13 protein-coding genes are annotated in these 13,200 nt (G+C 50.3%); 6 read left to right on the forward strand and 7 right to left on the reverse strand.

All coding sequences use genetic code 11. From position 1 onward, the window contains the following. Nucleotides 1-29: 29 nt before the first annotated feature. The 5 genes from H8L32_RS05840 to H8L32_RS05860 form a co-directional block, all read right to left on the reverse strand. Entirely contained in the window at nt 30-650 is a 621-nt protein-coding gene (locus H8L32_RS05840) for a 2-hydroxychromene-2-carboxylate isomerase (RefSeq protein WP_186946207.1), read from the reverse strand. A gap of 10 nt (nt 651-660) precedes the next feature. Beyond that, complete coding sequence (locus H8L32_RS05845) at nt 661-1,542, reverse strand: CmcJ/NvfI family oxidoreductase (protein WP_230412069.1); 882 nt, start codon at nt 1,540-1,542, stop codon at nt 661-663. A 220-nt stretch (nt 1,543-1,762) separates the two neighbouring features. Then, nucleotides 1,763-2,257, reverse strand: a complete 495-nt coding sequence (locus tag H8L32_RS05850; protein WP_230412070.1) for an NADAR family protein — start codon at nt 2,255-2,257, stop codon at nt 1,763-1,765. 73 nt (nt 2,258-2,330) lie between these two features. Then, nucleotides 2,331-2,861: a protein-tyrosine phosphatase family protein gene (locus H8L32_RS05855; RefSeq protein ID WP_186946208.1), complete on the reverse strand. Its 531-nt coding sequence runs from the start codon at nt 2,859-2,861 to the stop codon at nt 2,331-2,333. Beyond that, nucleotides 2,854-3,408, reverse strand: a complete 555-nt coding sequence (locus H8L32_RS05860; protein WP_186946209.1) for an RNA 2'-phosphotransferase — start codon at nt 3,406-3,408, stop codon at nt 2,854-2,856. Before H8L32_RS05860 ends, H8L32_RS05855 begins: the two co-directional genes overlap by 8 nt. Nucleotides 3,409-3,566: 158 nt before the next feature. Here H8L32_RS05860 and H8L32_RS05865 point away from each other — a divergent pair, with 158 nt between their 5' ends. The 5 genes from H8L32_RS05865 (at nt 3,567) to H8L32_RS05885 (ending at nt 9,459) form a co-directional block, all read left to right on the forward strand. Next, nucleotides 3,567-4,319 carry an NUDIX hydrolase gene (locus H8L32_RS05865; RefSeq protein WP_186946210.1) on the forward strand — a complete coding sequence of 251 codons (753 nt, stop codon included), beginning with the start codon at nt 3,567-3,569 and terminating at the stop codon, nt 4,317-4,319. A 158-nt stretch (nt 4,320-4,477) separates the two neighbouring features. Further along, nucleotides 4,478-5,347, forward strand: coding sequence for a cysteine hydrolase family protein (locus tag H8L32_RS05870; RefSeq protein WP_186946211.1), 870 nt, complete (start codon nt 4,478-4,480; stop codon nt 5,345-5,347). A gap of 126 nt (nt 5,348-5,473) precedes the next feature. Further along, on the forward strand, nt 5,474-6,664 hold the full coding sequence (gene pncB / locus H8L32_RS05875) for a nicotinate phosphoribosyltransferase (RefSeq protein ID WP_186946212.1): 1,191 nt from the start codon (nt 5,474-5,476) through the stop codon (nt 6,662-6,664). A gap of 26 nt (nt 6,665-6,690) precedes the next feature. Next, nucleotides 6,691-8,394: an NAD+ synthase gene (locus tag H8L32_RS05880; RefSeq protein ID WP_186946213.1), complete on the forward strand. Its 1,704-nt coding sequence runs from the start codon at nt 6,691-6,693 to the stop codon at nt 8,392-8,394. A gap of 33 nt (nt 8,395-8,427) precedes the next feature. Further along, complete coding sequence (locus H8L32_RS05885; RefSeq protein ID WP_186946214.1) at nt 8,428-9,459, forward strand: bifunctional nicotinamide-nucleotide adenylyltransferase/Nudix hydroxylase; 1,032 nt, start codon at nt 8,428-8,430, stop codon at nt 9,457-9,459. 57 nt (nt 9,460-9,516) lie between these two features. Here the strand turns inward: H8L32_RS05885 and H8L32_RS05890 are convergent, their stop codons facing one another. Both H8L32_RS05890 and garD read right to left on the reverse strand, forming a co-directional pair. Further along, a complete protein-coding gene (locus H8L32_RS05890; protein WP_186946215.1) occupies nt 9,517-10,338 on the reverse strand; it encodes an NAD-dependent epimerase/dehydratase family protein in 822 nt (273 codons plus the stop codon). 88 nt (nt 10,339-10,426) lie between these two features. Then, on the reverse strand, nt 10,427-11,989 hold the full coding sequence (gene garD / locus H8L32_RS05895) for a galactarate dehydratase (RefSeq protein ID WP_186946216.1): 1,563 nt from the start codon (nt 11,987-11,989) through the stop codon (nt 10,427-10,429). A gap of 473 nt (nt 11,990-12,462) precedes the next feature. Between garD and H8L32_RS05900 the strand changes: the two genes are divergently transcribed. After that, nucleotides 12,463-13,161, forward strand: coding sequence for a FadR/GntR family transcriptional regulator (locus tag H8L32_RS05900; protein WP_186946217.1), 699 nt, complete (start codon nt 12,463-12,465; stop codon nt 13,159-13,161). The last annotated feature ends 39 nt before the right edge of the window (nt 13,162-13,200 follow it).

Raw genomic sequence — 13,200 nt, forward strand, 5'->3', positions numbered from 1 at the left:
AGTTGAACTAGCTGAACCAGGCAATTAATCTAGCCACTTTGTGCCCGGCAGAACAACAACGCGTCATCCAAGCGGTCATTCCCCCAAAACATCTCGTCACCCACAAAAAAGCTTGGCGCGCCGAATATGCCTTTGGTCATGGCAGTTTCCGTCTGGCGGCGCAGTTTCAGTTTGTTTTCATCAGAGAGCGCCTGTTTCAGGATATCTGCCGCCGGTAGCTTCATGGCGACCAGTACCTCCGTCACTAATGCAGCATTATCGATCTCACGATCCTGGGCAAAATTTATTTGCATCATGCGCCGGCAATACTCGGCCATCCAGGGTTCTTCTGCACCGAGTACGGCCACCCGCAAGGGTAATATGGCAGAACGCGGAAAATTGCCCGGCTTCTTCCACGGCAAGTCGTATTTAAGGCATAACCTTTCCATATCCCGCCACACGTATTCGCCCTTGGCTTTTTGCAGCACAAAAGGTGAGGTCGTCCAGCCAAATGACTGAAACACGGGGCCAAGCAAAAAGGGTTGCCAGCGTACCCTGACTCTTGCTTTTTCTGCTTCCTGCTCTATCCGCATGACACTCAGATAACTGTAATTACTGCCAAACTCAAACCAAAAATCAATGACAGGCAAAGAGGCAATCGCTATATCCATGGCGCACCTTTCAGTAAGTGACCAGGCAGCGCAGTTCTATACTTTCGCGTGGTCTGGCGTGTGCTGGAATATGCGGATGATCAAATGCAGCGTGCGGCGTGAAACGGCTGCAGCCACTGAATTGCGAGTCATACTGTTTGAAGACCAGTGCTTCATGCGGTTCCATGCGCGAGAAATAAGACCAGCGGTGACGCGTCGCAAAATTGACCAGATAGATTTCTCCCGTCCGGTTGGGGTACCTCACATCGCAGGACACCAGGTCTTTTGGTTCTATCGTGCGCGCATCACAGACAGCCAGCGGTGTGTCCAGTACTGTATTGCGAATGGGGCGCCAGATATTCACGATACTGTAACGGCGTACCTGCGCCAGTTCTTTCACATCCTGAATCACCATGCCCAGGCGTTTCTTGCCAGAGGCTTCGGTATAGTCATTATGGATGCGGCCATTCGCCGCAGCCATGCCATTTGCTGCTCTTTTACCAAAAGACAGCGGCGTGTCCGATGTTTCGCGCTTGCGCAACAGATGGTCGAATACATAGGCTTTCCTGGCACCAGTGGCAGCCAGGGCCAGTTCCCGCGCTTCCTGGTAATACACAGAGCGAATTTCATTCAGATCCAAAAAGTCCTTCACAGAAGTCGCGGCATCCCACAACTCAAATCCTTCGAGTTCCAGTTGTGGCGCACTATCTGCCTGCCGGGCATCATGAATGCTGATGGAGCGTAAATCATAGTCGGCACTTTCCCAGGGAATTCCTGGTGGCGGCTGGAAAGTGTAGCTACATGGGCGTGTGTCTGACGGCATGACATAACTCATGCTGGCAATAACCGGGGCATCATCTGGCAATGATTCACCCTGGAACTGATACAAGTCTTGTGCTGTCTGGATAGACATGGAACCTCCAATAGTGGGAACATGAATGAAATACCTTCGGCGGCTACGGCCTTGTATTTCTTCACTGACTATTGAATCCCAGGTTTGTAGTGTACACAAACGACATTTCTGCATCTCTTGCATTCGCACAGAGAATGCGAAGATGTAGTTGGCTATCAGATTAAAGTGTAAACTTCCTCGTGCGGAATGATGCGTTGTTCAATATAGTTTTTAAATTTCATTATTGAGTGATATGTCTTTCGGTAAGCAGTTTTTGCCTGACTTCCATCAAAGCGAAGCCCAGTAAATTAAGCCCCTGCCATAGTTGCGGGTCTTTGCTTTCAGCATGATCCTGTGCCAGACCTATTCCCCAGATACGGTCTACAGGACTGGCTTCTACAAGAATACTGTCGCCGGTACCCAGCAAAAATTTCGCCAGGGCAGGGTGTCGCGAGAATTTTGCATAATTTGCCTCCACAACAACCTGAAAACGATGCTGCACCCAAGTATTCTCGTCATAGTCTGAGATTTTCCTGCCCAGATTTTTGGCGGCATCTGGCTGATCTGTAGCCAGTATCTTTTCCAGAATGGCGTGGTCGTTGAACAGTCTCGCCTTGCTTGCCATCATGTAATGTTCGGTTGTTGCATACTGAATGCCGTCTATGTGAAAGCTGGCAGGAAACCATTGGCTAAAACAGGATTTGTCTGTTGCTACACTTTTTTCCTGTGACCCCAAAAGTAAAGATAATCAAATTGCTTGCCGTCCTTCAGTTGCTGCAATAATTCTTCCAGGGTGTGGATATTCATTTTTATTCCTTGTGTATATTCCAGTTCATTACCCATGTGAGTTGTTCTGGCGTCTCTGGAGTTCTTGGCCAGCGATCTTTCTTTTCCATCTGTTGCCACAACAAATTCAGTTCTTTCAGTGCCGCACGACTATCTTTTCTGGCTTGTGCCAGATAACACGCGATGACCATGCCGGTACGGCCTATCCCACCATAGCAATGGACGTAGACTGCGCCCTGTTTTTCCAGTGCCTTGTTCAGGCTGCGCAGAATAGTGTGCATCTGCTTTGATGATGCCGGTATGCTTTTGTCTGGAATGGCAAAGCGTTCGTGCCTTACTTGCAAGCCACGCTGGTCTGCCAATGCCATGAGCTGATCAAGGTAAGGGACTAACTCCCCAGATTCGGTCAAATCAATGAAGTGTCTGACGCCACAATCCAGGAAATTTTCCAGCTTGCGCGCACTGATCGCGGGGTCGATGGCGCCAGGGTATTCACCTGCAAGCAAGTGTCCTGCTTGTACCCAGTAGGTATTCTCGTTTGGCCGCTTATGCATGGTCTGTGTTTTTTGTCAGGTATTGCGGCGGTACCGTATCGCATAACCATACGCCATTTGCAGACAAGAAAAATGTATGTCCGGCATCATGCATGTCTTTTGCGCGTACGGTCAGTATGACCGGCACACCATGGCGCGTCCCCACCGTTTTTGCCGTCTCCTGCTTCGCTGACAAATGCACATGATGCCTGGAGCCCGGACGCAGGCCTTCTTTCAAAATAGAGGCGATAAAACAGCTTGCCGTACCATGAAATAGAATTTCTGGCGGTGCTACTTCAGGCAAGGCCAGGTCAACCTTGACGGAATGTCCTTGATTTGCACGAATTTTCAGCCCGTCTTCGCTGATGGCAAAGCGTTGCTTGTCTGAGGTTTTCACGGCTTCTTCTATATCGTCCAGCTGGATGGACTTTCCATGCAAGCGAGCCTGTTCAATCAGCTTGCCGATACTTGTCCAGCCCTGTTCATCCAGCTCAATACCTATGGTCTCAGGCTGATGGCGTAAAATAAAGCTGAGAAATTTGCTGATGTCTTTTGTTGTAGTTTTCATTTTTATTGTCTATCTTTTTTTAGATTGGTATATCCAAATTCATTGGATACCCATCACTATAAAACACTTAGTTGTATAATTCAACTAAGAAAGTTGTAAATAAACACTAAGAATCGTTAAGCGTTATAATAAAAGTCTATAACACCGGGATAAATAAAATGGCCGTATCAAAAAAAGACAGTGAAGAGCAGGAATTTCTTCGTCAATACAATATCCATGATTACGACATCCCCCTGACGAGTGTGGATCTGGTCATTTTTACGATCAGGGATAATCTCTTACAGGTATTGCTGGTCAAGCGTGGTGATCATCCCTATAAAGGTAAATGGGCCTTGCCAGGCGGTTTTATCGATGTGCAGCGTGATACCAATCTGGATGCGACTGCCTTGAGAAAACTCAGGGAAAAAACAGGGGTGGAAGCACCTTATCTGGAACAGTTGCAAGGTTTTGGCAGTAAAGACCGTGACCCGCGCGGCTGGTCCAGCACCTTTGTGTATTTTGCCCTGATCTCGTCTGAAACTGTGGAATTGCGTCATGGTGCCGGAGCGGATGAAGCCGTCTGGTATCCGCTGGAGGGGCAGAATGCGCAGAAGCCAGTAGTGAAACTGGCATTTGATCACTCGGCCATTTTGGAACTTGCCTTGCAACGCCTGCGCAGCAAGGTTGAATATACCTCGCTTCCCGCCTATCTGTTACCGGCTGAATTTACACTTTCTGAATTGCAGCAAGTGTACGAAATTATTCTCGGCCGCCCGCTGGATAAAAGCTCTTTCAGAAAACGCATTAAGGAAGGTGATTTCCTGGATGAATTGCCTGGCCGGCAAAGGCTGGGCAGCAACCGGCCTGCGCAATTGTTTGCCGTACGTGCAGGGCTGGCATCTGCCAGTTTCAATCCTTTGAGCAGAGCCTGAATCTACATTCATTTTCTTGCACAACCCTTAGAAATACGACGGGCATTACCTGTAGCGGTGCTTCATCAATACGGATGCCGTTATAGTATTTTTACTTAGTTGTAAAATGAAACTAAGTGTTTTACAATGAACTCAGTTTCAGAAGAAAGGAACCTGTCATGAAACGCAATTTGCAACTTCTGGTCATTGATCCACAAAACGATTTCTGTGATTTGCCTCCGGCCTACCTGCCGTCTGCTGCGCAAGGGGGCGCAAGCGTGGTGCCTGCCTTGCCCGTACCCGGTGCCCATGACGACATGTTGCGTGTCGCCGGATTGATACGCACAGGCGCTGCGGGTTTGACGGGTATCAGCATTACCATGGATGCGCATCATCGCTATGACATTGCTCACCCTACATTCTGGATGACGGCGCAAGGTGGGGATGTGGCTCCATTTACCTCTATCTCTGCGGCGGCGGTACGTGCTGCCGAATTCCAGCCACGTCAGCCAACTGCCTTGCCGCGTGCACTTGCCTACCTGGATGCGCTGGAAGCCGAAGGACGCTATCAGTTGATGATCTGGCCTGTGCATTGCGAAATCGGCACATGGGGGCAGAATGTGCATGCGGATGTACGTGCAGCCTATAATGCCTGGGAAGAAAAGACGCTGTCGGTCGTGAGCAAGATCAGCAAGGGTTCCAATCCATGGACCGAGCATTATTCGGCAATCAGGGCAGAAGTGCCGGATGCCGGTGATCCGGATACGCAATTGAATCAGTCACTGATTCTTGAACTGAGCAAGGCTGACCGCGTGTATATCTGCGGCGAGGCAGGTAGCCATTGTGTGAAGGCGACCACAGAACATCTGGTCGAAAATTTTGCAGCGGCTGATTTGCATAAACTGGTCTTGCTGACAGATTGCATGAGCGCCGTCAGTGGCTTTGATGCCCAGTTTGAAGGCTTTGTGCGCGATATGGTTGCCAAAGGTGTGCAGATTGCCAAAATGGCTGATGTATTGCCTGAATTGTTGGCGAACGCAGCTGCCTGATTTGCAGGAGTTGCAAGGTGCAAGGTGCAAGGTGCAAGGTGCAAGGTGCAAGGTGCAAGGTGCAAGGTGCAAGGTTGCAAGGTAGACGACCGCGTCGCCAAAGACGATATTAAGATAGAGAAAAATATGAAACCCGTAGTACAGAGCTTGCTTGAAACGGACTTGTATAAATTCACCATGTGGCAGGCTTTATTGCATAGCCATCCCAATGCACAGACAGAATATGCTTTCGTCTGCCGCAACACACCCGCTTATCCGCTGGCAGAGTTAAAGGCTGATGTGGAGCGTGAACTCGATCATTTGTGCGCATTGAATTTGAATGAAGATGAACTCGATTATCTGCGCTCACTGCGGTTCATCAAAAGTGATTTTACTGACTTCCTGACGGTATTTCATTTCCAGCGAAAATTCATACGCGTCAGCATACTGGGCGATACGCTGGAGATTGTGGCTACCGGCCCGCAGGTGCATGTCATGGGGTTCGAAATTTATGTACTGCATATCGTCAATGAACTATATTTCCGCCGTTTGCAGACTGAACAGACCCTGACCGAAGCCAGAAGCAGGCTGGCAGCCAAGGTAGAACAATTGCGTAGCTTTGGCAAAGAAGCAGCCAGGACTCATCCCTTTGAATTTTTTGATTTTGGTTTGCGCCGGCGTTTTTCTGGCGCATGGCATGATGACGTGGTGGCCACGCTGGCACGTGAAGTACCTGAATTTTTCAAAGGCACGTCGAATGTCTATCTGGCCAAGAAATACAAGCTGGTACCGATAGGGACAATGGCGCATGAGTATTTGCAGTCTTACCAGTCCTTTGGTGTACGCCTGCGTGACTTTCAAAAAGCCGCGCTGGAAGACTGGGTACAGGAATACCGTGGCGATCTCGGCACCGCATTGACGGATGTGGTCGGTATGGATGCCTTCCTGGCCGACTTTGATTTGTACTTTGCCAAATTGTTTGATGGCCTGCGTCACGACTCTGGTGATCCGGTCGTCTGGGGTGAAAAGGCACTGGCGCATTATGCCAAACTGCGTATCGACGCCCATACCAAACGCCTGGTGTTTTCCGACGGGCTGGATCTGGCAACTGCCTTCAAGTTGTACCGGCACTTTGCAGATCGCACCATGACAGGTTTTGGCATAGGTACCAATCTGACCAATGACACTGGCATCAAAGCCCTGAATATCGTCATGAAGCTGAAATCCTGCAATGGGCAGCCGGTCGCCAAGCTATCCGATTCGGCTGGCAAGACTTTGTGTACGGATGAGACCTTTCTTGCCTATCTGCGTCAGGTTTTTCATCATCCCCTTATTTGAAGCAAGTTGAGTTCAGGATTATTACCATGTTGAAACTGGCAATTGCACAATTGAATTATACGGTGGGCGATTTCTCTGGTAATGCCGCTGCCATCATCAGCCACATGCAACAGGCGGCGGTGGGTAATGCCGATATCGCTGTATTCAGCGAACTCTGCGTCTGTGGTTATTATCCGGGCGACTTGCTGGAAGACAGCGCCTTTTTGCTCAGGGCTGAACAGGCACTCAGCAATATCATGCAGGCTTCCAGAGATTATCCTGCGCTGGTGAGCGTGATAGGTACGGTACGCAAAAACCGGGGGCGTGGCAAAGCGCTGCACAATGCCTTGCTGGCGATACGCAATGGTGAAATCGTTGCGGAATACTATAAACAGTTGTTGCCCACTTACGGTATTTTTGATGAACGCCGCCATTTTGAACCTGGCCAGGAAGTCGCCTGCACACTGGATGTTGCAGGTCATAAGTTGGGTTTCATGGTCTGTGAAGATGGCTGGAATGATGATGAGCAGGATTATCAGGTCAACCCATTCAATGCCCTGACGGCAGCAAAAGTTGATCTGGTGATCAGCATCAATGCCAGTCCGTCTGATATAGGCAAGCGTCAGCAAAGACATGCCATGTTTGCCAGGGCAGCAGCACATCATGCCTTGCCTTTGCTGTATGTGAACCAGGTTGGCGGGCAAGATCAACTGGTATTCGACGGCGCCTCATTTGCGCTGACGCCAGAACAGGGTCTGGTTTTTGAAGCGGCACGCTTCGAAGAAGATTTTCAGTTGCTGGGATTTGAAGCGGACCAATTCACCCGCATTGATGGCAAGGCCGTGGATAAGCCCGACAGTACAGGTTTGTCCGTGCCGGAATTCACCCGCCGCCAGATCGTCCTGGGTTTGCAGGACTATGCGCGTCGCTGTGGTTTCAAACAGGTCGTAGTGGGATCATCCGGCGGTATTGATTCTGCGCTGACTATTGCTTTGGCCGTGCAGGCACTGGGCGCAGAAAATGTGATTGCCATTACCATGCCTTCTGCTTATTCAAGCACGGGTTCGGTCTCGGATTCTGTCAAGCTATGCGACAACCTGCAAGTCAGATTGCTGACGCATCCGATACTGAGTCTGGTCGATCAATATGCCCAGGGTTTTGAGCAGGCATTTGCTACGCCTTTGAGAGGGCTGACGCAAGAAAATCTGCAGGCGCGCATACGTGGCACCATACTGATGGAATATTCGAATGCTTTTGGCGCACTCTTGCTGACTACTGGTAACAAGAGTGAAATATCGGTTGGTTACTGTACCCTGTATGGCGATACCAATGGTGGTCTGGGTTTGATTGGTGACCTGTACAAGACTGAAGTATATGCCCTGTCACAGCATATCAATCAGGCAGCGGGGCGCGAAATTATTCCGCAGGATGTATTGACCAAGCCGCCATCAGCCGAGCTGGCACCGGATCAGTTGGATACTGACAGCCTGCCACCTTATGAAGAGCTGGATGAAATGTTGAAATGGCATATCGAAGGCAAGCGCCTGCCCGCGCATGAATTTTCCCGCGCCCAGAGTTTTGTAGAACAATTGCAGCAGACAGAGGCAGGCGTGAAAAGCCTGAGCCGCATACTGGGCATGGTCGCACGCAATGAATACAAGCGTCGGCAGGCGCCGCCCATCATACGCGTGCGCGCCAGGGCGTTTGGCAGTGGCCGTCAGATGCCGATTGCCGCCAAATACAGCAATTAAGATCAACCAGAACCGTATTTAAAGAAGTTAACCATGCAAATCGATGTTGCGGTATTGATAGGACGCTTTCAACCCTTCCATAACGGGCATGCCACGCTCTTGCAACTGGCACTGGAAACTGCAGAAGAGGTGGTGATCGTACTTGGGTCATCCTTTCATGCGCGCAGTACCAAAAACCCTTTCACCTGGCAGGAAAGGGCAGACATGATCAATGCCACTCTGTCCCCGTCTGAGCGTGACAGGGTGTCGTATATCGCAGTGCGTGATTACTATGATGACGTGCGCTGGGCAGCGGCGATCAGGGGCAAAGTGGAGCAGCACTACCCCCATGCAAAACGGGTGGCGCTGATTGGGCATTTCAAGGATGCATCCAGTTATTACCTGAATCGTTTCCCGCAATGGCAACTGGTCGCGGCAGAACAATTGCTGGCGATTGATGCTACCGTCATCCGGCGCGTACTGTTTGAAGCTGAAGACATGCGCATATCGCTGGATGTGATTGCCCACTACCTGCCATTGAGCATACGTCAGTATCTGAAGGCCTGGAGTATTTTGCCGCATTATGCCGCACTGGTAAAAGAGCACGCGCAGTTAGTTGCCTATCAGGCAGCGTGGAAGACGGCACCTTATGCACCCATGTTTATCACCGTGGATGCGGTAGTCAAGGCTGCCGGGCATATCTTGCTGGTGCAGCGTGGCGGTTTTCCCGGCAAAGGCTTGTGGGCATTGCCGGGTGGTTTTCTTGATCAGAATGAACGCCTGTTCCAGGGCGCGATACGGGAATTGTTTGAAGAAACCAATCTGGCGGTATTGGCATCTACACTTGAACATTCTTTGGTAGATGTCAAAGTGTTTGATCATCCGGGCCGCAGCCTGCGTGGTCGTACCATTACCCATGCGCATTTCTTTGATTTGCAGACCGAACACCTGCCAGATATCCGCGCAGCCGATGATGCCGCCCAGGCCGCCTGGGTTGCCATTGATAAGCTGGAGGGGATGGAAGAATTATTCTTCGACGACCACTTCCACATTCTCGACCAGTTTTTGCTGTTGACAGCCAAATAAAAAAAGGCAGGATAAACCTGCCTGAACTGTTTAACTGGTGCGTCCTGCGTGTCTGGCTTATTTGTATTGTGGGCCAGTCAGTAAAAACCCGCCACCCTGATAAATGGTGGTGATGTCATCTGCTGGCGGATACTCGCCGGTTTCCGGGAACAGGTGGTTAAACTGGGTTGAATTGTCTTTGGCCTTGTAGCCAAGGTGGGCTGCTTTTCTGTTATCCCACCATTTGCCTGGATTATCCGATACGCCAAAGCTGATGGTATGGCCTACACGCTGTGCGAATACCGAGCAGCGCAGCATTTCAAACAAATCATCGTAACTGAAATACGTCACCAGCATACGGCGTGTGGTTGGAACCGGGAAGGATGAACCTATGCGTATGCAGACGGTTTCTATACCAAAGCGATCGTAGTAATAACGGGACAGCGATTCGCCAAAACACTTGCTGATACCGTACATGCCATCCGGCCTGGTAGGCATATCGGCATCGATATGGTCAGTGGTGCGATAGAAACCGACAGCATGATTGGAGCTGGCAAAAATCACGCGCTTGACCTTGCACTTGTGCACGGCTTCGTAAATATTGTAGGTACCCTGGATATTGGCATGCATGATGGATTCGAAATCGGCCTCGGTGGAAATGCCACCGAAATGCAGGACTACATCCACATCCTGCATCAGTGCCAGCACGGAAGCCTTGTCCGCCAGGTCGCAACGTACGATTTCTTCGCCTTCTCTGGCTTCGCCCATGTCGCTGATATCGCTAAGACGTACTACATTGGCCCAGGCCTTGATCCTGTCCCGCAATACCTGGCCAAGTCCACCAGCTGCGCCTGTCAGCAAGATGCGGTTAAATGGCTTTTCCGAGGATGTAGAATTCATGAAACTTCCTTCAAATTTTCAAAAAATAATCTGTGGTGCAAACCTGTATTACTAGACTTCATTAAGTATACAAGGAATACGTGTGCGATCAGGTAATTGGTGCCGGGTTGAACAGGACCAGTGCATTATGCAACTTCCAGTGTTCTGCCCAGGTTTTTTTACCGCTGGCAACATCGAGCATCATTTGAAATAATTCCCAGCCTACCTGTTCTATGGTGGCTTCGCCGCTAGCAATCTTGCCCGCGTTGATGTCCATCAGATCATGCCAGCGTCGTGCCAGGTCATCGCGCGTAGCGACTTTGATGACCGGCACTTCTGCCAGGCCATAAGGTGTGCCACGACCAGTGGTAAATATGTGCAGGTTCATGCCGGCTGCCACTTGCAAGGTGCCGCAGATAAAGTCGCTGGCCGGTGTTGCGGCGTAAATCAGGCCTTTTTGCTTGAGTTTTTCACCTGGGGACAAGACACCGGATATCGCGGCCGTGCCGGACTTGACGATGGAGCCCATGGCTTTTTCAACGATGTTCGACAAACCGCCTTTTTTATTGCCAGGCGTGGTGTTGGCGCTGCGGTCAACCCCGCCACGTTTCAGGTATTCGTCGTACCATTCCATTTCTCTGATCATGGCCGCTGCCACATCTGCATTGGCAGCACGCGAAGTCAGTTGGTCAATACCGTCACGCACTTCGGTGACTTCAGAAAACATGACGCTGGCACCAGCTCTGACCAGCAGATCCGTCGCAAAGCCGACCGCAGGATTGGCAGTCACGCCAGAAAATGCATCACTACCACCACATTGCACACCCACCACCAGATCGGCAGCAGGGCAGGGTTCGCGGCGACGTTTATTCAATTCAGTCAGTTGCGTTTCCGCAGTCGTCATGATGGATGCGATCATGCTCTGGAAGCCGACATGCACCTGGTCCTGCAGGCAGACCAGCGCCGGTTCACCACCGTTATTGTTGCTTTGTATGGGGATACTGCCCTTGGGGAAAAGTCTGGTGGGTTGCAATTTTTCGCAACCCAGGCTGACGACCATGGCCTGCCCACCAAAATTCGGGTTCAGGCTGATATTGCGTACCGTACGGATAGGGATGGCGGCATTCGGTGCGTCAATTGCCACGCCACAGCCATACGTATGTTCAAGGCCGACAACATCATCGACATTCGGAAACTTTGGCAGCAGTTCCTCCTTGATACGTTTGACGGCATGCTCAACCACGCCAGCCACACATTGTACGGTGGTGGTAATGGCCAGGATGTTGCGGGTGCCTACACTGCCATCGGCATTTCTGTAACCAAGGAAGGTATAGCCTTCCAGCGGTTCGGTTTTGGGAGCGGGGCGATTGGCGATGGGCAAATCCACCAGTTGCCGGGCATCTGGCATGCGTATCAGTGATTCTTCAACCCAGCTACCTTTTGGTATTGTTCTTACCGCAAAACCGATAGTGACGTTATAGCGCAGGATGGGTTGGCCTTCAGCGATATCCGTCAGTGCCACTTTATGGCCCTGCGGTACATTTTCAAGAAGTGTCAGGCCGTCAGGGAAAACCGTATTGGCAAGTAATCCGCCGTCATTGGCAATAATGGCAACGTTATCGTTGTCATGCATGCGTATATATAGCGGTGGCTTGGGGGTGGATGTACTCATTTTTTTCCCTTCTTACTTGCTTTTAGTCTTATAGGTATTACGTAAAACCGTCCCGGTTGCCTTGCAACTCATGGCCTTACTGTCCTTATTACTGGACCTTGACGCGACAATTTTGCGTCAGTTCCGTCTTGTTTTTGCAAATATTCTTCAATTGAAAATCATTTTTACAACATTTGGTCTAACCAAAATACGACAAACCTGATCTTTCTTTTGCCCTGCTTCCTGTCGTCTCATATTGCATTTTCGCTCATCTTGAAATCCTGATTTACCTATGAAAACAGGGTGAGGATGCGATAGCTTTCAAGATGAAGAAACATAATGTACGCACAGTTTTTACACTGCCAACTGTGGCGAGTATGCCACCAAATAAAAATTTTGGCTAGTCCACATTGCATATTTGGTCTGACCACATTAGAATGGCCTGACCGAATTGCTTTTTCATGGGCTGTTCATATTTCCCTGATCCAGACGAGATGAAAAAAAATTATTCGCACGGCGAATCTGTACCCCACGAACCGCGTCTGTATCGCGTGGTGGCAGACCGGATTCAGGCGTTGATCGCAGAGGAAAATATTTTGCCAGGAGAGCGCCTGCCGTCTGAGCGTGACCTGGCAACAAAATTAAGTGTCAGTCGCGCATCTTTGCGCGAAGCCCTGATCGCACTGGAGCTGGGCGAGGTAATCGAAGTACGTGGCGGCTCTGGAGTATATGTCAGTGAACTGCCTGAAGAGCAGCCGGATTTGCCCGAAGTAGGTCCGGGTCCGTTTGAAGTGCTGTCGGCACGCAGGCTGATTGAAGCTGAGATTGCAGCCATTGCAGCACGGGTCGCAACAGATGCAGCGATAGACGATATTTTGAAGGCAGTGCTGGAAATGGAAAAGCACCACGCCAATTATTCGAGTAATGAAAACGCGGACAGGAATTTTCACCTGTCCATAGCCAGGGCGACCGGCAATAGTGCGCTGGTCGGAACGATTGAATACCTGTGGAGTCAGCGGGGCCGGTTGTGGCACAAATTAAAGGAGCATTTTCAAACTGAAGAATTACGCCAGCAAACGCTGACAGATCACAGAAATATTCTGGAAGCAATTGCTTCGCATGATCCTGCAGCGGCCAGAAAGGCGATGCGGGCGCATTTAGAGAGAGTGACAAGAACTTTCTCACGCGGATAACAGCTAAAGCAAAGATCAACATTTGCAACTGTTGCCGAA

Origin of the sequence: Undibacterium hunanense (assembly GCF_014284335.1) — a bacterium.
Taxonomy (GTDB): domain Bacteria; phylum Pseudomonadota; class Gammaproteobacteria; order Burkholderiales; family Burkholderiaceae_D; genus Undibacterium; species Undibacterium hunanense.

Coding starts and splice junctions, on each gene's coding strand:
- H8L32_RS05840 (WP_186946207.1), bottom strand. CDS start 650: ATGGATATAGCGATTGCCTCTTTGCCTGTCATTGATTTTTGGTTTGAG.
- H8L32_RS05845 (WP_230412069.1), bottom strand. CDS start 1,542: ATGTCTATCCAGACAGCACAAGACTTGTATCAGTTCCAGGGTGAATCA.
- H8L32_RS05855 (WP_186946208.1), bottom strand. CDS start 2,861: ATGCATAAGCGGCCAAACGAGAATACCTACTGGGTACAAGCAGGACAC.
- H8L32_RS05860 (WP_186946209.1), bottom strand. CDS start 3,408: ATGAAAACTACAACAAAAGACATCAGCAAATTTCTCAGCTTTATTTTA.
- H8L32_RS05865 (WP_186946210.1), top strand. CDS start 3,567: ATGGCCGTATCAAAAAAAGACAGTGAAGAGCAGGAATTTCTTCGTCAA.
- H8L32_RS05870 (WP_186946211.1), top strand. CDS start 4,478: ATGAAACGCAATTTGCAACTTCTGGTCATTGATCCACAAAACGATTTC.
- pncB (WP_186946212.1), top strand. CDS start 5,474: ATGAAACCCGTAGTACAGAGCTTGCTTGAAACGGACTTGTATAAATTC.
- H8L32_RS05880 (WP_186946213.1), top strand. CDS start 6,691: ATGTTGAAACTGGCAATTGCACAATTGAATTATACGGTGGGCGATTTC.
- H8L32_RS05885 (WP_186946214.1), top strand. CDS start 8,428: ATGCAAATCGATGTTGCGGTATTGATAGGACGCTTTCAACCCTTCCAT.
- H8L32_RS05890 (WP_186946215.1), bottom strand. CDS start 10,338: ATGAATTCTACATCCTCGGAAAAGCCATTTAACCGCATCTTGCTGACA.
- garD (WP_186946216.1), bottom strand. CDS start 11,989: ATGAGTACATCCACCCCCAAGCCACCGCTATATATACGCATGCATGAC.
- H8L32_RS05900 (WP_186946217.1), top strand. CDS start 12,463: ATGAAAAAAAATTATTCGCACGGCGAATCTGTACCCCACGAACCGCGT.